Raw genomic sequence first — 21,744 nt, forward strand, 5'->3', positions numbered from 1 at the left:
AAAACCCCCCCCTCCCCCTTCCCCCCCCTGTTCTTTCACCCGCCAAGTTTTCCGGTCCACACCACTAGGCACAGGCCCCGGCACGGCCGGGCACGCACCGAACGGTTCCGGCGGGGCCACGCCGGGCGGTTTGGGCGGGGCCGGGTGTGTGTCGGGGTGATCCCCGCAGGGCGTCGAACGCAAGGTGCCCGGACGCTCCGACCCCCCGACACGTTCGGCGCCCGAGGAGACGCCCCGGCGCACGCCCGGCCCCGCCCTAACCGCCCCCACCCCGCCCGCCCAGGCCACGCAAGGCACGGCAACCGGCGGTACTTGGCCAACACACCCCGACGCAGCCGACCCGCCCGGAGGGCACCCGGTAGGGTCCGCCCCGTGCCGCACCACGCCTCCCGCCGGACCCTGCTCACCGCAGCCGCCATGGCCGCCGTCGCCGCCGCCGGGGCCGCCGCCGCCACGCTCGGCCCGCACGGCACCCCCGACGACCCGAGGTCCCCCGAGGGTCCGCCCGGCCACCACCCGGACCGGGCGCGCCTGCGCCGCTTCGTGGACGGCATGAGCCTCGCCGAGAAGGTCGGGCAGCTCTTCGTGTCGCGGGCGTACGGGCACTCGGCGACCGATCCCGACCCGGCCGACGCCGAGCAGAACCAGACCCTGTTCGGCGTGCGCACCGCCGCCGAACTGGTCGCGCGCTACCACCTCGGCGGGATCGTCTACTTCGCCTGGGCCCACAACACCCGCACCCCGCACCAGATCGCCGCCCTCTCCGTCGGCCTCCAGCAGGCCGCCCTCACCTCCGGCGCCCGGATCCCACTGCTGCTCTCGACCGACCAGGAGCACGGCGCCGTCGCCCGGATCGGCGCCCCGGCCACCCTGTTCCCCGGGGCGATGGCGCTCGGCGCGGGCGGTTCCACCGCCGACGCCCAGCGGGCCGCGCGCATCGCGGGCGCAGAGCTGGCCGCGCTGGGCATCCGGCAGGACTACGCGCCGGTGGCCGACGTCAACGTCAACCCGGCCAACCCCGTGATCGGCGTACGGTCCTTCGGCTCCGACCCGCACGCCGTGGCGGCCCTGGTGGCCGCCCAAGTGCGCGGCTACCAGGGGGCGGGCGTGGCCGCCACCGCGAAGCACTTCCCGGGCCACGGGGACACCGAGACCGACAGCCACGTGGGCCTGCCGGTGATGCGGCACACCCGCGCCGTCTGGGAGGAGCTGGACGAGCCGCCGTTCCGGGCCGCGGTGGAGGCGGGCGTGGACGCGGTCATGACGGCGCACATCGTCTTCCCCGCGCTCGACCCCTCGGGGGACCCGGCCACGCTCTCCCGGCCGATCGTCACGGGCATCCTGCGCGAACGCCTCGGCTTCCAGGGGGTGGTGGTCACGGACGCCCTCGACATGGCCGGGGTCCGCCAGAAGTACGGGGACGACCGCGTTCCCGTACTGGCCCTGCTGGCGGGCTGCGACCAGTTGCTGAACCCGCCGGACCTGGGGCTCGCGTACCGCAGCGTGCTGGCGGCCGTCGAGGCGGGCGAGCTGACGGAGGCCCGGATCGAGGAGTCGGTGCTGCGGATCCTGGAACTGAAGTCCCGCCGGGGGCTGTTCGACGAGGCCTACACCACGACGGAGGCGGTGGACGCCACCGTCGGCGTCCGCAGGCACCGGGACGCCGCCGACCAGATCGCGGCGCGTACCACGACCCTGCTGGCCAATCCCCGCGGGCTGGTGCCGATCGACGCGACGGCCGGCCCCCGGCTGCTGGTCACGGGGACGGATCCGGCCTCCCCCACGGGCACCACGGGCCCGCCCACGGCCGTACTGGCGCGCGAGCTGACGGCCCTGGGCTGCCGGGCCACGGCGGTGCCGCCCGCCCGTGCGCCGGCCGCGGTGCCCGGCCACGCGGCCGTGCTGGTGTGCACGTACAACGTCCCGGAACAGGACGACGAGAACGCACAGCACCGGCTGGTGACGGACCTGGTCGCGTCCGGAGTGCCGGTGATCCTGCTGGCGGTCCGCAATCCGTACGACCCGGCCCGGCTGCCGGCCTGCGCGGCGGAGCTGGCGACGTACTCGTGGACGGACGTGGAGATGCGGGCGGCGGCCCGGGTGCTCACCGGGGCGGTACGGCCCGCCGGCCGCCTCCCCGTCCCGGTGCCGGGCCGCTACCCGCTGGGCCACGGGCTGACGCGGTAGTTCCCGGCGTCAGCCCGCGGCCCACGGGCCGGGACCAGGTCAGCCCGCGGCCCACGGGCCGGGACCGGCTCGGCCCCGGCCCGGTGCGTCACGGCCGCAGCTGCGGCTCGCGCTCCAGGTCGCGCTGGTCGAGCTGCGCGTCCGCGGCGGCCAGCGGCGCCGCCTTCGACTCGTCGGCGATCGTGGCGGCCGGGGCCACCCCGGCCCACTGGAGGATCTTCGCGGTGGCGAGGGTCTTCTCGCCGTCCAGGAGCTTCGCGACGTTGGCCCCGTGGTTGGCGCCCGGCGCGATCATGACGTAGCTGTCGCGCGCCCCGTACCCGAGGTGGAAGGGCTCGGCGCCCCACGGGTCGTTCTGCCCGTACACGAAGAGCATCTGGTCGGCGTTGTCGCGCACCCACTTGTCCACGTCCGCCATGACCCCCGGCTGGAAGGTCATGGGGATGTCGCGGGGCACGAAGTTGCGCGGCGGCTGGTAGCCGTAGCGGCTCAGGTTGCCCAGGTGCGGCTGCTTGATGTCCGGGGAACCGAGCTGCGTACCCGCCTGGTAGTAGTACGGCGTGTACGTCTCCAGGCCCTGGTCGGCGTAGGCCGAGAAGCCGGAGATCGCGTCGATCGAGTCCCAGATCTCCTGGTCGCTCGCGGTCGCCGCGGCCGGGATGGAGCCGCAGTCGGAGAGCAGGCTGTACTGCCAGAAGGCCCAGACGTAGTCGAGCACGACGGCCTCGTAGGCCTTGTCGAGGTTCCCGACGGTGGTGAAGGTCCAGCCGTTCTCGGCCGCGGCCACGGCGTACTTGGCCTCCAGCGGCTCGCGGCGCACGAGCGCCTCGCGCTGGACCGCGTTCAGCTTGTCGCGGCACTCCTTGGTGCCGACCTTGGCGAAGAACCGGTCGTAGGCCGAGTCCTCCTTGTTGACGACGTCGTTGGGCGCGACGTACGCGACGACGCCGTCCATGTCGCGCGGGTAGTACCGCTCGTAGTACGTCGCCGTCATGCCGCCCTTGCTGCCGCCCGTGGCCAGCCAGTTCTTCTTGTAGATCTTCTTCAGGGCGGTGAAGAGGCGGTGCTGGTCACTGGCGGCCTGCCAGATGTCCAGGTTCGCCCAGTTGGCCGGGTCGGGCCGGGAGGGGGTGAAGAATCGATACTCCAGGGACACCTGGTTGCCGTCGACGATGGTCGTCGGCTCGCTGCGGCGCGGGTTGGTGTTGACGTTGTAGCCGGAGGTGAAGAACACCGACGGCCGCGAGACGTCCTTGTGCAGAAGGGTCAGGCGCTGCTTGAAGGTGCCCTTCCACGGCTGCCGGTGGTCCACCGGCTGCTCGTAGTTCAGAACGAAGAAGCGGTAGCCGGGGTACGGCTTCTCCTCGATCAGGCTCATCCCCGGAATGCCGAGGATCTGGTCCTTGATGTCCGTGGCGGCCGGCGGTTCCGCGGCTGTGGCCGCTTGCGCCGTGGAGCCGGCCGCGCCCATGGTGCCGATGAGCACCACGAGCGACAGCAGCCATCCGAGCGTCTTGCGCATTCACCCTCCCCTTGAGTTCACTTCGGTCGCCGTGAACCTAGCGGGGGCAACGCGCCGCTGAACAGACCTAGTTGGGCCGGTACCTCAGCACAGGATCCAGCCGGAAGCGGCCGATCCGGCACCCACGCCGCCCCTTACATACACGCAGCGACTGATCGCACCGACAGTGACAGGCCCGGCATATCGGGTGAATCGCCCCTCTTCGCGGACGGGAGCCCCGCCGCGCGGCTGGATGCTCACCGCCATCCGCCACCCCTCGCCGGGGACGCGGGCCACGGTCACCGCGCAGGCCTGGTTGCGGCTCTTGTAGACGCGCACCTCACCCGTCTCGAAGGGCACGGTCCTCGCCAGCCGGCCCCCGCAGCCGTGGGCCGCCGCCTGCGCGGGCGGCGCCGTGAGCAGCCCGCCGGCGCAGAGCCACAGGGCCGCCGCGAAGACCCCCAAGGACGCGGCCCGGCGGGCCCGTCTCCTCCACCCCTGCAACAACCTGTCCCCCGATCGGTCGCACGCACCGCATGCGCACGCACGTACGACGCCCGAACCCCGCGGAAGGTTGCAGCACACAAGGACCCGGCCACCCCCGCCGCGTCGCGGGACCTCATCGCGGGCGCCGGGCCGCGGCCGCCGCCCGTCCCCCGTACGAGTGCATCCACAACTTCCCTGCCTGAGAACAGGAGTTCACGATCGAGCCGGACATTACGGTGGGCGACGACATACCCCCTCGGCGTGGCCGCAGCCGTACCCGTAGCCGTGAAAGGCACTGACATGATCGACGACCTGCTCGACCGCAAGCTGGAGCGCGCCTTCACGCACCTGGACGCCGACGGGAGCGGGGTGGTCGAGGCCGACGACATCTTCGCGCTCGGTTCCCGGCTGCTGTCGGCCCTCGACGAGCCGGCCACCTCGCCCAAGGCCGAACTGGTGATGCGCGGTCTGACCGACTTCTGGCAGGACCTCTTCACCGAGCTGGACGTGGACCGGGACGGCAAGGTCACGCCCGAGGAGTACAAGCTGGGCATGACCCGCCTGTACGCCCAGGGCGGGCCCGCCTACGACCGGTCGTTCCGGCCGATGATGCGGGCGATCCTCACGATCGTCGACACCGACGGCGACGGGGTCATCAGCCCGGAGGAGTTCCACAAGGCCCAGGAGGCCTTCGGCACGAGGCTGAGCCCCGCCGACACCGAGGCGTTGTTCCGGCGGATCGACGCCGACGGGGACGGCACCCTGACGGTGGACGAACTCCTGCACGCGGTACGCGAGTACTACACCGGCACCGACGAGGACGCCCCGGGCAACCTGCTCTTCGGCGAGCTGTGAGCCTCTGACGCCCCTGCCCCTGTCAGGCCGCGGCGCGCTCGTCCTCCCCGACGAAGGTGCGCCACAGCTCGGCGTACCGGCCGCCGCGCGCCAGGAGTTCGGCGTGGGTGCCGTCCTCCACGACCCGGCCGCGGTCCATGACCACGACGCGGTCGGCGCGCGCTGCGGTGGTCAGCCGGTGCGCGACCACCAGGGTGGTGCGCTTGCCGGCGAGCCGGTCCGTCGCCTGGTTGACCTGGGCCTCGGTGGCCAGGTCCAGGGCGGCGGTGGCCTCGTCGAGCAGCAGCACGTCCGGGTCGACGAGTTCGGCCCGGGCCAGCGCGATCAGCTGGCGCTGGCCGGCGGAGAGGTTGCGGCCGCGTTCGGCGACGGTGTGCAGGTAGCCGCCGTCGAGGGTGGCGACCATGTCGTGGGCGCCGACCGCGCGGGCCGCGGCCTCGACCTCGGCGTCGCTCGCGTCGGGCCGCCCGTAGGCGATGGCGTCGCGGACGGTCCCCGGGAAGAGGTAGGGCTCCTGCGGGACGACGCCCAGCCGGTGCCGGTAGGCCGTCAGGTCGAGCTGCCGCAGATCGGCGCCGTCCACGGTGATCCGGCCGGAGGTCGGGTCGTAGAACCGGGCCACCATCTTGACCAGCGTGGACTTGCCGGCTCCGGTCTCGCCGACGAAGGCGACGGTCTGTCCGGCGGGGATCCGCAGACTGATGCCGGCCAGTGCCTCCCCCTTCTCGCCGCGTTCCTCCGCCGTCCCGTACCGGAAGCGGACGTCCTCGAAGGCGATCTCCCCGCGCAGCTCCGGCACCTCGAGGGGCGCGTCGGGGAGCGGGGTGGTGGTGGGCTCGCGCAGCAGCCCCTGGATGCGGCCCAGGGAGACGGTGGCCTGCTGGTAGCCGTCGAAGACCTGGGAGAGCTGCTGGACGGGCGCGAAGAACAGGTCGATGTAGAGCAGGTACGCGACGAGCGCGCCGGTGGTGAGCGTCCCGGCCTCCACCCGGCCCGCGCCGACGATCAGCACGGCGGCCGCGGCGCCCGAGGACAGCAGCTGCACGAAGGGGAAGTAGACGGATATCAGCCACTGGCCGCGGACGCGGGCCTCGCGGTACGAGTCGCTGCGCTCGGCGAAGCGGGTGGCACCGGAGCCCTCGCGGCGGAAGGCCTGGACGATGCGCAGGCCCGAGACGGACTCCTGGAGGTCGGCGTTGACCAGGCTGACCCGGTCGCGGGCGAGCTCGTAGGCGGCGACGGACCTGCGGCGGAAGACGATCGTGCCGAGGACCAGGACGGGCAGCGTCGCGAAGACGATCAGCGCGAGCTCGACGTCGAGGACGAGCAGGGCGACGAGAATCCCGAAGAAGGTGAAGACGGAGACGACGGCGGTGACGAGCCCGGTCTGCAGGAACGAGCTCAGTGAGTCGACGTCGGTGGTCATCCGGGTCATGATCTTGCCGGTCAGCTCGCGCTCGTAGTAGTCGAGGCCGAGGCGCTGGAGCTGGGCGAAGATCTTGACGCGCAGGGCGTACAGGACGCGCTCGCCGGTACGGCCCGTCATGCGGGTCTCGGCGAACTGCGCGGCCCACTGGGCGAAGACGAGGGCGAGGGCGAGCCCGGCGGCCACCCAGACGGCGCCGAGCACGGCCTGCTCCACGCCCTTGTCGATGCCGTGCCGGATCAGGATCGGCAGCAGCAGTCCGGCGCCGGCGTCCACGGCGACGAGGCCGAGGCTGAGGGCGAGCGGCGCCCAGAAGCCGCGGAGCAGGCGGCGCAGGCCGTAGCTGTCCTCGGCGGACGCGGCGCGGGTCTCGTCCACGTCGGGTTCGTCCTCGGCGGGCGGCAGCGCGGCCACCTGCGCCAGGAGTTCGGGCGTCGCCGGCATGCCGGCGACGGCCCCGGCCAGGGAGTGGCCGGCTCCGGGCGCGGCGCCCGCGGCGGCGGGGGCCTGGCCGCCGCTCTGGTCGTCGCGCCGCCGCCACAGCTCGGGGGTGATCCCGGCCGCGACCCGGCGCTTGGCGTTGACCGGCTCGGAGTCGATCTCGGCTTCGAGCTCGATGTCCCGTTCGAGCTTGCGGTCGAGCTCCCGCTCGAACTCCGTCATCAGCGGGGCGTCCGGAGTCCGCGGCGAGCCGGCACCGAGCGCGTCGGGGTCGGTGAGCAGCCGGCGGTAGAGCGCCGAGCGGCGCTCCAGCTCCTCGTGCGTCCCGAGGTCGGCGAGCCGCCCGCGGTCGAGTACGGCGATCCGGTCGGCCAGCGCGAGCGTGGAGCGGCGGTGGGCGATCAGCAGGGTGGTCCGGCCTGCCATGACGGCGCGCAGGGCCTCGTGGATCTTGTGCTCGACGCGCGCGTCCACGGCGGAGGTGGCGTCGTCGAGGAGGAGCAGGCGGGGGTCGGTGAGGATGGCCCGGGCGAGGGCGATGCGCTGGCGCTGGCCGCCGGAGAGGGTGAGCCCCTGCTCGCCGACCTTGGTGTCGTACCCGGCGGGCAGGGCGTGGATGAAGCCCTCGGCCTGGGCGGCGCGGGCGGCCGCCTCGATCTGCGCGTCGGTGGCGCCGGGGTGCCCGTAGGCGATGTTGGACCGGATGGTGTCGGAGAAGAGGAAGGAGTCCTCCGGGACGAGCCCGATCGCGGAGCGCAGGGAGTCGTAGGTCAGCTCGCGGACGTCGTGCCCGCCGACGCGGACCGCTCCGCCGTCGGCGTCGTAGAAGCGGGGCAGCAGCAGCGCGAGCGTGGACTTCCCGCTTCCCGAGGCACCGACGACGGCGATGGTCTCGCCTTCCGCGACGGAGAGCGAGAACCCGTCGAGGACGGGCCGCTCGGGGTCGTAGCCGAAGCGGACGTCGTCGAACTCGACGGTGGCGGGGGCGTCGGCGGGCAGCTCGTGGGTGCCCTCCCGGATCGCGGGCTCGGTGTCGATGAGCTCGAAGACCCGCTCGACGCCGGCGCGGGCCTGCTGGCCGACGGTGAGGACCATGGCGAGCATGCGGACCGGGCCGACGAGCTGGGCCAGGTAGGTGGAGAAGGCGACGAAGGTGCCGAGGGTGACCTGGCCCTCGGTGGCCATCCAGCCGCCGAGGGCCAGCATGGCGACCTGGGCGAGGGCGGGTACGGCCTGGAGTGCGGGGGTGTAGCGGGAGTTGAGGCGGATGGTGCGCATCCGTCCGGCGAACAGCCGGCGGCTCGCCGCGCGCAGCTTGCCGGTCTCCTGCTCCTCCTGGCCGAAGCCCTTGACGACGCGGACGCCGGTCACGGCCCCGTCGACGACGGTGGCGACGGCGGCGGCCTGGCCCTGGGCCCACCAGGTGGCCGGGAAGAGCTTCTTGCGGCTGCGCTTGGCGATGAACCAGAGGGCGGGGGCCATCAGCAGCGCGACGACGGTCAGCAGCGGGGAGAGCCACAGCATGACCCCGAGGGATATCCCGAAGAGCAGGAAGTTCCCGATGGTCATGGGCAGCATGAAGAGCAGGCCCTGGATCAGCTGGAGGTCGGTGGTGGCCCGGCCGACGACCTGGCCGGTGGACAGCTCGTCCTGGCGGCGCCCGTCGAGGCGGGAGATGGTGGCGTACATGTCGGTGCGCAGGTCGTGCTGCACGTCGAGGGCGAGCCGCCCGCCGTAGTACCGGCGTACGTAGGTGAGCACGTAGACGAGGAGGGCGGCGGCTATGAGGAGCCCGGCCCAGGGCCCCATGGGCTTGCTGTGGTCCCCGATGACGTCGTCGATGATCACCCGGGTGACGAGCGGTACGAGCGCCATGACGGCCATGCCGCCCAGCGAGGAGCCGAGCGCGAGCAGCACGTTGCGCCTGTACCGCCAGGTGTAGGCCGTCAGCCGCTTGCCCCAGCCCTGTTTCTCCCCAGCCGCCGTCACGTGGTGCCTCCCCGTTCGTCTTGTCTTGCCGGAGGCGGCAACGCCCCGACCGGCGGATTTCATCCCGCTGCAACAATTCGAACGTGTACGCAGGGCGGCTCCGGCGCACGTGGGAAGCACCCGGACGTGGCCGGGCGGGACCGATCGCCGGGTGGACCGGGGGCCGCCGGGGGCAGGGCGGGTCGGGGGCAGGGTGGGCCGGGGCCGCCGCGGTCAGAGGTGGGTCGGGGCGAACATCTTGAGGAGGGCCGGCAGGACGACCACCGAGGGGCCCGGGGTGGCGAGGGCCTTCTTGAGGTCGGAAGCCAGGGATTGCGGGGTGGTCGTCGTCGCCGGGACGTCGAAGGACGCCGCCAGGGCGGCGAAGTCGGGGCGGGTGAGTTCCGTGGCGGTGGCGCTGCCGAAGGACTGCGTCATGTACTCGCGCAGGATGCCGTAGCCCCCGTCGTCCACGATCAGCCAGGTGACGTCGAGGTCGTGCTGGCGGGCCGTGGCCAGCTCCGCGATCGAGTACATCGCGCCGCCGTCGCCGGACACCGCCAGGACCGGGGTGCCCGGTTCGGCGACGCAGGCGCCGAGGGCCGCCGGGAAGGCGTAGCCGAGGCCGCCCGCGCCCTGCGCCGAGTGCATGGTGTTGGGGTGCTTCGCGTCGAAGGCGGACCAGGCCCAGTAGGACAGGATCGTCATGTCCCAGAAGGAAGGGGAGCGTGCGGGCAGGGCGGAGCGGATCGAGGTCAGCAGCGAGCGCTCCAGAGAGACGTCCTGGCCGGCGAGGCGCGCCTCGATGTCGTCGAGGACGCGGCGGACGCGCTCCGGCGCGGCGGGGTCCTCGCGCTCGGACACCGTCTCCAGCAGGGCCTGCAGGGCCAGGCGGGCGTCCGCGTGGATGCCGAGGGCCGGGTGGTTGGACTCCAGCTTGCCGAGGTCGGCCTCGATCTGGACGACGCGGCCCGTGGGGAGGAACGTGTGGTAGTTCGAGGAGAGTTCCCCGAGGCCCGAGCCGACGACCAGCAGGACGTCCGCGTCCTCCAGGAAGTCCGTCATGTGGCGGTCCTCCAGCCAGGACTGGAGGGAGAGCGGGTGGGTCCACGGGAAGGCGCCCTTGCCGCCGAAGGTGGTGACCACGGGGGCGCCCAGGCGTTCCGCCAGCTGCCTGAGCTTGCCCGCGGCGTCGGAGCGGACGACCCCGCCGCCCGCGATGATCACCGGACGCTCGGCCGAGGACAGCCAGTGCGCGGCCAGGGCCGTGAGCTCCGGGCGGGGGGCGAGTTCGTGCGGGGTCGCGTCCATGCCCGTGACCTGGGGGATGAACGTCTCCGCGCGCAGGACGTCCTCCGCGACCTCCACCCAGACCGGGCCGTGCGGAGCGGTCAGCGCCGACTCCCAGGCCTCCGCGACGACGGAGGGGATCTGGGAGGGGGTGCGGGCGGTGTGGACCGACTTCACGACGTCCCGGAAGGAGGCCGACTGGTCGCGCAGCTCGTGCAGGTGGCCGCGCCGGCCCCCGCCCAGACCCGCGACGGGGACCTGCGAGGAGATGGCGAGCACCGGGGCCGAGGCGGCGGCCGCCTCCGCGAGCGCGGGCAGGGCCATGAGCGCGCCCGGGCCGGTGGACAGGAGGAGGGGGACCGCCTCGCCCGTGATGCGGCCGTAGGCGTCGGCGGCGAAGCCCGCGTTGTTCTCCGTACGGAGCCCGACGAGGCGCAGGTCGGAGCGCCCCACCGCGTCGAAGAGGCCGAGGGCGTGCTGCCCCGGCAGCCCGAAGACGGTGGTGGCGCCGAGCGAGCGCAGCGTTTCCACGACCAGGTCCCCGCCCGTCCGCCCCGGCGGTGGGGCCAGGGCGGCGGCCGTCTGGGCCTCGGTGGGACGGAGTACCAGGTCGTGGTCGTGCGTCACGTGCGCTTACTCACCCTTCGGGTTCGCCGTCGCCGCCGCGCTGTGCTTATCGACCCTGCCTGGCGGCGGAGATCTGACGGCTCATGATCGTGGTCAGCTCGTACGCGGTGTGCGAGGCCGCGACCGAGGTGATCTCCGCGTGATCGTACGCGGGGGCCACCTCGACGACGTCCGCCGAAACCAGGTTGCAGGAGGACAGGCCGCGGATGATCTCCAGCAGCTCGCGGGAGGTCATGCCGCCCGCCTCGGGGGTGCCGGTGCCGGGCGCGTGCGCCGGGTCCAGCACGTCGATGTCGATGGAGATGTACAGCGGGCGGTCGCCGATGCGCTGGCGCAGCTGGTCCGCGACCTCGTCGGCGCCGCGGCGGTAGACGTCCGCCGAGGTGACGATGCCGAAGCCCATCTTGGCGTCGTCGTCGAGGTCCTGCTTGCCGTACAGCGGGCCGCGGGTGCCGACGTGCGAGAGCGCCTCGGTGTCGAGGATGCCCTCCTCCACGGCGCGGCGGAACGGCGTGCCGTGGGTGTACTCGGCGCCGAAGTACGTGTCCCAGGTGTCCAGGTGCGCGTCGAAGTGGAGCAGGGCCACCGGGCCGTGCTTCTTCGCGACGGAGCGGAGCAGCGGGAGGGCGATGGTGTGGTCGCCGCCGAGGGTCATCAGGCGGGAGCCGTTGCCGATCAGCTCGTCGGCCGCGGCCTCGACCGTCTCGACGGCCTCGTTGATGTTGAACGGGTTCGCGGCGATGTCACCGGCGTCGGCGACCTGCGCGAGGGCGAAGGGGGAGGCGTCCTGCGCCGGGTTGTAGGGGCGCAGCAGGCGCGAGGCCTCGCGGATGGCGTTGCCGCCGAAGCGGGCGCCGGGGCGGTAGGAGACGCCGGAGTCGAAGGGCACGCCGACGACGGCGACGTCGGCCTTGCCGCCGACCTCGTCGAGGCGGGGCAGCCGGGCGAAGGTCGCCGGGCCCGCGTAGCGCGGGATGCGGGAGGAGTCGACGGGGCCGCGCGGCTGCGTGCTCATGGGGGGTGCCCTTCTGGAGGTCCTACAAGTGCGGTTCTTCGAGCGTAAAGGGGCGCCCACCCGGCGCGAAGTGTACGTACCATCCACAGGAGACCCCTGATCTGTACGGAGTATCCATGGCGGCCTCGCCCACTGCCCCGCCCCCGCCGACCGCATCGGTGGCGCTCGGCGCCCTGCTGCCCGACCGCGAGCTGGGCCTGCGCCACCTGGCCGGCCCGGCCGAGGCCGATGTGCACGGGGTGCACGCCTCCGAGATGGCGGATCCCTCCCCGTACCTGCTGGGCGGCGAGCTGCTGCTGACCGCGGGGGCCGGGCTGGGCACGGATCCCGACGGCTACGTCGCCCGCCTGGCCGAGGCCGGGGTGGCGGCGCTCGGCTTCGGGGTGGCGCCCGTGCACGAGCGGGTGCCGGCCGGCCTGGCCGAGGCCTGCGCGCACCACGGGCTGCCGCTCCTGGAGGTCCCGCCCGGCACCCCGTTCAGCGCGGTGGCCCGTACGGTCTGGCGGCTGATGGCGGGGGCCCGTACGCGGGAGCTGCGCCGGGTCACCGAGGCCCAGCAGTCCCTCGCGGCGGCGGCCGCGCGGCCCGATCCGGTCCCGGCGGTGCTGTCGCGGCTGGCGGCGAGCCTGGGCGGTCACGTCACGCTCCGGCCGGACGACCGCTCCGCGGGGAACCCGCCGCCTCCGGAGGCCGCGGCGGCGCTGCGCGCGCTGCTGGCCCGGGTCGGCCGGGCGGGCGGGCCCGCGACGGCGACCGACCAGGCGGGCGGATGGCACCTCACGGCCCACGCCCTCGGCGGCCCGGCACCCGCGACGGCCCCGGCACCGGGCGGCCTCCCGGGGCAGGGCACTGCGCCGGGGCCGGGAGCCGGGCCGGGTGCCGGACGGGCGGGCGGGCGGGACGCCGGGCCGGAATCCGCGGCGGAGGCCGCGCCGGAGCCCGCGGTCGAGCCGGGTGCGGAAGCCGTGCGGGCGCTCGGGACCGCCACCCCGGCCCGCGCCCCCGGCGACCACACCATCGCCTCGGTCGCGGCGGTGCTGCTGACCCTCCTCACCGCGCACCGCCCGGCTGCCGGACCCGAGGCGGCGGCCCTGACCCGGCTGCTCCTCGACGGCGACCCCGCCGCGGCCCTGTCGCCTGGCCCCTGGCACGTGGTGCACGCCCGCGGGACGGGCGACCCCCAGGCCCTCGCGGCCGCGCTGGGCACCGTACTGGTCGACCCGCGCGGGGATCCCGTACGGCTGCTCACCGAGCGGGAGCCGGGCGCGCGGCCCGGGTGGCGCCTCGGGGTGAGCGCACCGGCCGCCCCCGGCTCGCTGCCCGCCGCCGACGCGCAGGCCCGGCGGGCCCTGGAGCGCGCCGAGGCGGCCCGCACCCCCCTGGCCCGGCACGCCGCGCCCGGCTTCTCCGGCCTGGTCGGGGAGGCGGAGGCCCGCGCGCACGCCGCGGCCCTGCTCGCACCGCTCTCCCCCGTCCTGCGGGAGACCCTGCGCGGCTGGCTGGCGCACCACGGCGGGTGGGACCGCACCGCCGCCGCCCTCTGGGTGCACCGCAACACGGTCCGCCAGCGCGTGGCCCGCTGCGCGGAGCTGCTGGGGCGGGACCTGGACGACCCGGACACCCGGATGGAGCTGTGGTTCGCCCTGCGCTGGGAGGAGCCCCCGCCGCGGCCGGGCGGCTGAACGCCCTCCGACGCCCGGCCGGCGGGCCCGCCGGGGACGGCGGCCGCCCCTACGATGTGCCGCATGCTCGGCAGCACGTCCGTACCGGCGCGGAGCCGCCCCTTCGGTGAGCGCCTGGCACCGGCCGCCCGGCTGCTGGTGTGTGCGACCATCCCCTGGTTCCTGTGCGTGTGGCTCGGCACCAGCACGGCCCCCGTGCCGGCCGCCCTGCCCGCCGTCCTCATCCTGCGCGACGACGTGTTCGCGGCGCCCCGGATGGCCCTGGAGCGGCTGGTGGGGGTGGTCGTGGGCGTGGTGCTGAGCGTGCTGGTCCTGCACTGGCTGCCGTCGGGCTCGTTGTCGTTCCTGGTCCTCGTCGTGTGCGCCTGCGCCGGGATGTTCCTGCTGCGCCACGACGGCTCCCCCAACCAGCAGGTGCTGGTCACCGCGCTGGTGATCTACGCGACGCCGGTGCCCGGGTACCCGCTGGCCCGGCTGGAGGAGAGCGCGGTCGGCATCGCCGTCGTGGTGCTCCTCGGCCCGCTGCTGTGGCCGCCGGATCCCTACCGGGAGGCCGTGCGGGGCCTGGAGGAGTACCGCACCGGGCTCGGCGCCCTGCTGGAGCGGATCGCGGCGCGGGCCGCCGCCGGGCGGCCCACGGGCCCCGCGCCGGCGGACCGCTTCGCCCGCTGGCGCCGGCCGTACGAACTGTCCGCCGCGCTGGACCGCAGGACGGGGCGCCTGCTGCTCCTGCCACCCCGGCAGGCGCCGGCAGGGGCGGCGGCCACGCTCCGTCCGCGGCTGCGGCTGGCCGCGCGGACGGCGCCGGCCCTGCTGTTCCTCGCCCGGGAGCTGGAGATCCGGTCCTCCTCCGCCGACGGGGAACGACGGGAGGCCGGCGGGGAACGGCCGCATGCCGGCGGGGCGCCTTCGGAACCTCCGGGAGCGGCCCCGGGCGCAGGAGCCGACGCGGCGGTGCGGGCCATGGCGCCGTTGGTCGGGGCGACCGCCTCGGCCCTCGACGCGGCCCTGCGCGGCGAGGACTTCGCGGACCGGCTGCGGCTGGCCCGGGAGCTCGAACTGCGGCACCGGGCCGCCCATCCCGGCCGCCGTGACGCGGTCCTGCGGGCCGGGCTGCACCTCACCCACGAGGCGCTGGCCGAGCACCTGGCCTCGGCCGCGGGCTGAGCCCGCCCCGCCTGCGCCGGCGCCCCCGCATGAGGTCGGTCACCCACTCTGGACAGGGTGCACAACTCGCCGGTAACTTAATCTGAGCAAGCGCTTAGATTCAGGCGGCGGACTGCCGCGACCGAAGGGAGCCGGCCGTGCGCCGTACGGTGTTCAACGAGGACCACGAGGCGTTCCGCGAGACCATCCGCGCCTTCATCGAGGCCGAGGTCGTCCCCGTCTACGACGAGTGGTTCGCCGCCGGACAGGCGCCCCGCGATTTCTACTACAAGCTCGGCGAGCTGGGCGTCTTCGGCATCAACGTCCCCGAGGAGTTCGGCGGCGCGGGCCTGGACACCCACAAGTTCGAGGCCGTCCTGTACGAGGAGACCTCGCGCGCGGGCGTCAACTTCGGCGGCTCCGGCGTGCACGTGCTGCTCGCCCTGCCCTACATCAAGATGCTCGCCGACGACGAGCAGAAGAAGCGTTACCTCCCGAAGTTCGTCTCCGGTGAGGAGATGTGGGCCCTCGCCATGACCGAGCCGGGCACCGGCTCCGACGTCGCGGGCATGAAGACCACCGCCAAGCTCTCCGAGGACGGCACCCACTACGTCCTCAACGGCGCCAAGACCTTCATCACCGGTGGCGTGCACGCCGACCGCGTGATCGTCTGCGCCCGCACCTCCGCCCCGAGCGCGGAGGACCGCCGCTTCGGCATCTCCCTCTTCGCCGTGGACACCAAGTCCGAGGGCTACTCCATCGGCCGCAAGCTGGACAAGCTGGGCCTGCGCACCTCCGACACCGCCGAGCTGGCGTTCGTCGACGTGAAGGTCCCGGTCGAGGACCTGCTCGGCGAGGAGAACAAGGGCTTCTACTACCTCGGCGCGAACCTGCCGTCCGAGCGCTGGGGCATCGCCTTCGGCGCGTACGCGCAGGCCAAGGCCGCCATCCGGTTCGCCCAGCAGTACGTGACGGAGCGCACCGTCTTCGGCAAGCCGGTCGCGCACTTCCAGAACACCAAGTTCGAACTGGCCGCCTGCCAGGCCGAGGTGGACGCCGCCGAGGCCGTCGCCGACCGCGCCCTGGAGGCCCTGGACGCCGGCGAGCTGACCGCCGCCGAGGCCGCGTCCGCGAAGCTGTTCTGCACCGAGGTCGCGCACCGCGTCATCGACAAGTGCCTCCAGCTGCACGGCGGTTACGGCTACATGAACGAGTACCCGATCGCCCGCCTGTACGCCGACAACCGCGTGAACCGCATCTACGGCGGCACCAGCGAGGTCATGAAGTCCATCATCGCCAAGTCCATGGGCCTGTAAGGAATCCGGGCACTTACCCTTCCCCCATGAACGAGGCACTGACGTCGCTCCTCGATCTGCTCGACCTCGAGCAGATCGAGGAGAACATCTTCCGCGGTACCAGCCGCCCTTCGCTGGTACCGCGCGTCTTCGGCGGTCAGGTCGCGGCCCAGGCCCTGGTCGCGGCCGGGCGGACCGTCCCCGCGGACCGCACCGCGCACTCGCTGCACTCGTACTTCCTGCGCACCGGGGACACCGGCGCGCCCATCGTGTACTCGGTGGACCGGATCCGCGACGGGCGCTCCTTCACCACGCGCCGGGTCGTCGCCGTCCAGCACGGCCAGCCGATCTTCCACCTCTCCGCGTCGTTCCAGACGTACGAGGACGGCCTCGACCACCAGGTCGCGATGCCGTCGGCGCCGGACCCGGAGTCCCTGCCCACGGCGGCCGAGTCGCTGCCCGCGTACCGGGAGATCTTCCGTGACCCGGGCACGGTGGAGCGGCTGATCGAGACCCGCGAGGCGGTGGACCTCCGGTACGCCACGACCCCGCCCTGGGGCAGCGTCGGCGAACCGGTGGAGCCGCGCTCGCAGGTGTGGTTCCGGACCGCCGGCAAGCTGGACAGCGCCGATCCCCTGCTGCACACCTGCCTGGCCACCTACGTCTCCGACATGACCCTGCTGGACTCGGTGCTGCTCGCGCACGGCCGGGGCGGCTGGGCGGTGGGCGACGTGGTCGGCGCCTCGCTGGACCACGCGATGTGGTTCCACCGGCCGTTCCGCGCGGACGAGTGGCTGCTGTACGACCAGGAGTCGCCCTCGGCGGCCGCCGGCCGGGGCCTCGGCCAGGCCCGCATCTGGACCCAGGACGGCCGGCTGGCCGTGACGGTCATCCAGGAGGGCGTCGTCCGCGTTCCCCGCGCGTGACGGTCGCTCAGTCCCACCAGAAACCCCAAAGGTTGCTGCCGGTGACCGCCTCGTCGGCGTAGGCGCGGATCGTGCCGCAGCCCTGCCAGATGTTGTCGGGCGCGAAGGCGAAGTGCTCCGCGGCCACTGGCAGCGCGCGGGCGACCGTGGGCGGCGGGGCCGCGACCGAGACGTACAGCTCGTCGAAACCGAGGGCGACGACGCGGGCGCCGAACCGGTCCTCCCAGGACCGCAGGACCGCGCTGATGCGGGCGGTGTCGTTCTCGTGGTTGGTCGGCCCGCACCAGCCCATCGCCGTGGGTACGTCGGCTCCGCGGGCGGCGGGAACCAGCGCGAGCCGCGGACTCGGCAGCGCCCCGCTCCCGATCAGCTCGTCCGCCAGCGCACAGGCGACGGCCTCCGGATCCGCCGCGTCCGGCCCGTCCACCGGCCCGGACTCCGCGAGCCCCGGCCAGTCCCGGCCGAAGGGGGCGATGAGCTCATCGCCCTCCTCCCCCTCCTCGGGGTCGGGGACCACACCGTGCCAGAACTCGCGCAGCACCGGCTCGACGTGGTGGTCGTCCGGGTCGGACATCCGCTGCGGCCGCAGCTCCCGGTCCCGCCACCACTCCTCCAGACCCCGCCGGCCCTGGAACAGCACGGCCTGCAACCCGGCGGCGGCCAGGGCCGGACTCCGCTGCGCGGCGAGCGCCCCGACCCCCACGGCCCCGTCGGACACCCACAACAACGGTTCCCCCCGCACACTCACCACCCCACCGGCGGGCAACCCCAGCCCCAGCCCCACCCCTCGAGGATCACCACCCAGCAAGTCCAACGAGCGGTGCCCCTCCGGCGACTTCGGCGTCTTCGACATACGACCGAAGGTAGCCACCACCACTGACAACGGGCCTTACGCCGAAGGGGGGTGAGGCCTCCTCGGACCTCACCCCCTCACTGATCGACCTGGGTCAGAGGACGATGTCGTATCCGGTCCAGCCGACGCCGATCAGGGTGCTGCCGGTGCCGGTGAAGTCGTGGAGCTCCCCCGTACGGGTCACGCCGACTTGTTCCGGCTTGCCGTCGTTGTTGAGGTCGCCGGCGAACGGGCTCCATTCGCCGTTCCACCAGCCCTCGCCGACGACGCTGGGGCTGCCGAGGCTGATGGAACCGTTGCTGGTGTTCGGGTAGAGGTAGAGCTTGCCGTTGTTGCGGTGCGCCAGGACGTCGATCTTGTTGTCGTCGTTCAGATCGGCGAACCGGAGGGTGGGCCAGTCGGCAGCCCACCAGCCGACGCCGATGGAGAACCGGCTGCTGAGGGCTTGGGTGCCGGTGCCGCCGCTGTGGGGGTAGACCCACAGATTGCCGCCACCGTCACGGCCGATGACGTCTGTGCGGCCGTCACCGTTCATGTCGCCGAAGCCGAGGTCCGGGTAGATGTTCCAGCCGGTGCCGATCAGGATGGGGTTGTTGAGCGTCTTGGTTCCGGTCTTTCCGGTGCCCGGGTACACCCACAGGTCCCCGAGGTGGTTTCGCGCGACGATGTCGGTGTAACCGTCGTTGTTGAAATCGGTGGTGTACACGTTCGTCCAGTGGTCACGCCACCAGCCGTTGCCTGCGAGGTACCGTTCGCCGAGCGTTTTGGTGCCCGTACCGCCGGTGCCGGGATAGATCCACAGGTGACCGTTGACGTCACGGACCGCCACGTCCGTGTAGCCGTCGCCGTTGTAGTCCGGCCGGCTCTGGGAACCGCTTGTCCACAGGCTCTGCCCGGAGGCGCTGTAGACGACGAGCACTCCACGAGGCTGCAGTACCGCATAGGAGTACGGAGTGCTGGTCTTGCTGCTCCACAGTCCGGTCTTGCCGTCGGCCGCGTAGACCACGAAGTTGCCGTCGCTCTGCATTCGGGCCGTGGCGCCCGGGCTCTTGGTCCCGGTGGCCCAGAGCTGCTTGTTGTCCTTGCTGGAGAGCACGAGGTTGCCGTCGGCCTGCATCAGCAGCTTGGAGTTGCCGCTGGAGAACTCCTGCCCCGAGGCCAGGGTCGTGCCGCTGGGAATGCGCGCGCCCGGCACGCCGTCGATCTCGAAGCGGGGTGTAAAGGAGCCGACGGTGCCGCCGTCGGTGGAAAGCTTCCCCGGCCAGCCGACCATGGTGTTGTCGGACTGTCGGGCCCACAGGTCGGGGACACCGTCACCGTTGAGGTCACCGGAGGAGCTGACCTGCGGGTATCCGGCCTGCGTCACGCCGGAACCCACCCTGCTGCGCGTCTGGGTGCCCCACGTGGCCAGGTCGACCGCCTGGCCCTCTTCCGGGCTCTTCTTTCCGTAGGTGCGCAGAATGTCGCCGTTGGCGTTGTCCCTCAGCCATAGGTCGGGCACGCCGTCCTTGTTGAGATCGCCGGGGGCGATGACCGTGTACTTGTCCCAGTCGGTGCCGCCCACCAGCACGGGTGCTTCGAGAGCGCCCCAGAGGGTGTTGTAGTAGGCCCAGAGCTTGTTGCCCTGCTTGACGAGGATGTCCGGAACCCTGTCGCCGTTGAGGTCGCCAGGGGCGATGATCTGCTCCGCGTCGGACCAGTGGTCGTCCTGGGGCCGGTCGGCGGTCTTCTCGGTGTGGTTGTCGACGGTGCCCTGGCCGTTGTTCTCGTAGACCCACAGCGTCTTGCGGGTCATGCCGGCCTGCTGCTCGAGAGCGAGCATGTCGTTGTAGCCGTCATCGTTCCAGTCACCCAAGGCTGCCACCTGGGAGCGGGCGAAGGAGTTGGCGGAGCTGACGGTTGCGGAGAACTTGCCGTTGCCCTGGCCGGTGTAGGTCAGGAGGCTGCCGAAGAGGTCGCTGCTCCAGATGTCACGGAAGCCGTCGCCATTGAGGTCGTGGGGCACGTCCACCGTCGTCGTGCGCGCCGCGTAGAACTGGTAGGCAGCGGTGTCGGAACGGTTCCCGGCGGCGTCCTGGCTGAAGGCGTAGACGAAGTGCGGGCCCGCGCCGGGCGGGGTGAGCTTCGCGGTAAAGGAAGCGCCCGCGGCGACGGAGGTGCTCCTCACCTCCGGGTCCCAGTCGGTGTAGTAGCCGTACCAGGTGACGTCCTTGTCGCCGTTGGCGGAGAGGACGAAGTCACCTTCCTGACGGGCCTTGCCCGTGCCCTGCGGCCAGCCGTTCTTCCCGTCGGGGAAAGCGGTGGAGGTGATCTTCGGGGCCTCCGCCGGCCGGCTACGGTCAACGGTGAACTTGCACGTCTGGGACCAGGCCGACTGCGCACCGTCCTGGTCGGTCGTCCGCGCCTTCCAGGTGTAGCCCCCGTCGGGAAGGGAGGCGTCGGGCACGTTCCAGGTGGCGACCTTGCCGTTGTTGGCCGGAATGTGCTGGCTGGCGGCAGGGGTGCTCTGGCCGTCCCTGAAGATCTGGAACTCGGTGCTCAGGTTGCCCGAATCACGGTCTGCGATGGTCGCGTTGACGCTGATGGTGGCATTGCCGATCGATCCGCCCTGGACGCAGGGCACCCAAGGAGAGGTCCCCAGGTCAGACGGCGTGTCCGGCGGATTGTTGTACTCGATCTCCAGCGTCATGGTCTTCGCGTCGAAACGCTTCCACTGGAACTCGTCGGTCTCGTCCGACGCGAACAGGCCCAGGGTCACGCTCGACCAGTGGTTGGCCGCGGACTGCTGCACGGCATCAGTGGCGTTGAACTCGAGGTTGCCGGCACCACATTCGGCGCGCCCCTTCGCGTCCTTGACTGTGTCCTGCCAGCGAGCGTTCGCCTTGCCCGGCTGATTTTTCCATGTCGTCTCGGACGAGATGGGACCGGTGCTCCACAGCTCCACCGGGGTCTTGGTACAGGACCAGGACCAGGTCTCCCTGATCCGGAACGTCGCCTTCGACACCTGGGCACCCTTGACGTCCGAGGTGTCGAGCTGGAAGTAGGCGCGAGAGAGGCCGTGCGTATCCTTCTCGTACCCGACCCGCACGTCCTCCTTGGTGTTCCAGTAGGAATTCGTCTCCCACTTGCGGTAGACCCACGACCAGTTCTGCCGCTCGCCCCACGCCACTGACGGGTCGATGAAGACGGGGTACTTCGTCTCGGGGCTCGTGAGGAGAGCCTGGTCGGGCTTGATCTCCAGGTTGTCGTCCGTGACGGTGGTGGGCATTTGGGCGTTCTTGGCCCCGGACGGTGTCACGAAGGCGTCCGCGGGTGCCGGGTCCGTCTCCGAACCGGCGTCGCTGAGCACTCCCGCGCCTGCGGGCACCTGGGGCGGAGCCCCCGTGGTGGTGGAGTCCCACATCACCGGTGTCGGGGAGGTGAAGACCACCTCACCGGCCGGATTGACCGCGGTCAGCAGTCCGGTCGTCGCGTTCCTGGTGACGTTCAGGCCGACGGTGTCGAGCTTGAACTTCAGCGTCGCGAGGTCGGGATGCTTGGCCGCGGCGGCGGTCTTGACCACCAGCAGCTGGGAGAAACCCTCGACCTCGGCCTTCAGCTGCAGGTCCACGTCCGGCAGGACGTTCGGGTACGTCGCCACGTTCGAGGCGAGCGTCGGCTTCGGCAGCGCCGTGGGCCACGTGAGCGACAGGGTGCGTCCGTTCCTCACCCCTGTCAGCAGCGGACCGGTCCCACCCCCCGAGAAAGCGATCGAGACGGCCGACGCCTTCGGCTTCACCTTCCCGTCCGCCGCGAACTGCAGCGTCGGGTCGGTCGCGACCCACCCGCCGGCGCGCCGGACGCGCACGGTCGTGCCGTGCCGCTTGACCGACCACTTGCCCGTCGGCAGCGCCCAGGTGTCCGAGGTCTCGGTCCGCGCGGACGTCAGCTCGTAGGGCTGGCCGGTTTCCTTCGCCTTGGCAAGCGCGAAGTCCGCCGCGCTCATCGAGCCCTCGGCGACAGGATCAGTGGCGGCGACCGCGGTCGCCGATGACTGAATTACAGCC

Annotated in this window: 13 protein-coding genes; 6 read left to right on the plus strand and 7 right to left on the minus strand. The window is 72.6% G+C overall.

The genetic code is table 11. The annotated features are described in order from the left end of the window. The first annotated feature begins 372 nt into the window (after window positions 1–372). Entirely contained in the window at window positions 373–2,187 is a 1,815-nt protein-coding gene (locus ACZ6JT_RS10725; protein WP_469209093.1) for a glycoside hydrolase family 3 protein, read from the plus strand. An 88-nt stretch (window positions 2,188–2,275) separates the two neighbouring features. Here ACZ6JT_RS10725 and ACZ6JT_RS10730 read toward each other — a convergent pair whose 3' ends face one another. Beyond that, window positions 2,276–3,709 (minus strand): S28 family serine protease, encoded by a 1,434-nt coding sequence (locus ACZ6JT_RS10730; protein WP_469209094.1) that lies wholly within the window; start codon window positions 3,707–3,709, stop codon window positions 2,276–2,278. An 84-nt stretch (window positions 3,710–3,793) separates the two neighbouring features. Beyond that, on the minus strand, window positions 3,794–4,153 hold the full coding sequence (locus tag ACZ6JT_RS10735; RefSeq protein WP_469209095.1) for a hypothetical protein: 360 nt from the start codon (window positions 4,151–4,153) through the stop codon (window positions 3,794–3,796). A gap of 321 nt (window positions 4,154–4,474) precedes the next feature. On the opposite strand from ACZ6JT_RS10735, the gene ACZ6JT_RS10740 reads away from it, so the two are divergent. Further along, entirely contained in the window at window positions 4,475–5,029 is a 555-nt protein-coding gene (locus ACZ6JT_RS10740; protein ID WP_469209096.1) for an EF-hand domain-containing protein, read from the plus strand. Between the two features lie 22 nt (window positions 5,030–5,051). Here ACZ6JT_RS10740 and ACZ6JT_RS10745 read toward each other — a convergent pair whose 3' ends face one another. The 3 genes from ACZ6JT_RS10745 to speB all read right to left on the minus strand — a co-directional run bounded on the left by ACZ6JT_RS10745 (window position 5,052) and on the right by speB (window position 11,796). Then, window positions 5,052–8,948 carry an ABC transporter ATP-binding protein gene (locus ACZ6JT_RS10745; protein WP_469209097.1) on the minus strand — a complete coding sequence of 1,299 codons (3,897 nt, stop codon included), beginning with the start codon at window positions 8,946–8,948 and terminating at the stop codon, window positions 5,052–5,054. Window positions 8,949–9,098: 150 nt separating this feature from the next. Continuing rightward, window positions 9,099–10,781, minus strand: coding sequence for a thiamine pyrophosphate-binding protein (locus tag ACZ6JT_RS10750; protein WP_469209098.1), 1,683 nt, complete (start codon window positions 10,779–10,781; stop codon window positions 9,099–9,101). 46 nt (window positions 10,782–10,827) lie between these two features. Then, window positions 10,828–11,796, minus strand: coding sequence for an agmatinase (speB, locus tag ACZ6JT_RS10755; protein ID WP_469209099.1), 969 nt, complete (start codon window positions 11,794–11,796; stop codon window positions 10,828–10,830). A 116-nt stretch (window positions 11,797–11,912) separates the two neighbouring features. Between speB and ACZ6JT_RS10760 the strand changes: the two genes are divergently transcribed. The 4 genes from ACZ6JT_RS10760 to tesB all read left to right on the plus strand — a co-directional run bounded on the left by ACZ6JT_RS10760 (window position 11,913) and on the right by tesB (window position 16,845). Further along, window positions 11,913–13,478, plus strand: a complete 1,566-nt coding sequence (locus ACZ6JT_RS10760) for a PucR family transcriptional regulator ligand-binding domain-containing protein (RefSeq protein ID WP_469209100.1) — start codon at window positions 11,913–11,915, stop codon at window positions 13,476–13,478. A 63-nt stretch (window positions 13,479–13,541) separates the two neighbouring features. Continuing rightward, on the plus strand, window positions 13,542–14,645 hold the full coding sequence (locus ACZ6JT_RS10765) for an FUSC family protein (RefSeq protein WP_469209101.1): 1,104 nt from the start codon (window positions 13,542–13,544) through the stop codon (window positions 14,643–14,645). A gap of 137 nt (window positions 14,646–14,782) precedes the next feature. Further along, a complete protein-coding gene (locus ACZ6JT_RS10770) occupies window positions 14,783–15,940 on the plus strand; it encodes an acyl-CoA dehydrogenase family protein (RefSeq protein WP_030718239.1) in 1,158 nt (385 codons plus the stop codon). A gap of 26 nt (window positions 15,941–15,966) precedes the next feature. Further along, window positions 15,967–16,845, plus strand: coding sequence for an acyl-CoA thioesterase II (gene tesB, locus ACZ6JT_RS10775; protein WP_319722966.1), 879 nt, complete (start codon window positions 15,967–15,969; stop codon window positions 16,843–16,845). A gap of 7 nt (window positions 16,846–16,852) precedes the next feature. Here tesB and ACZ6JT_RS10780 read toward each other — a convergent pair whose 3' ends face one another. Together ACZ6JT_RS10780 and ACZ6JT_RS10785 are read right to left on the minus strand one after the other, a co-directional pair. Next, complete coding sequence (locus tag ACZ6JT_RS10780; protein ID WP_469209102.1) at window positions 16,853–17,563, minus strand: DUF4253 domain-containing protein; 711 nt, start codon at window positions 17,561–17,563, stop codon at window positions 16,853–16,855. Window positions 17,564–17,792: 229 nt separating this feature from the next. Further along, complete coding sequence (locus ACZ6JT_RS10785) at window positions 17,793–21,683, minus strand: FG-GAP-like repeat-containing protein (RefSeq protein WP_469209103.1); 3,891 nt, start codon at window positions 21,681–21,683, stop codon at window positions 17,793–17,795. Window positions 21,684–21,744: the final 61 nt, after the last annotated feature.

Source organism: Streptomyces sp. NPDC046308, assembly GCF_055588065.1.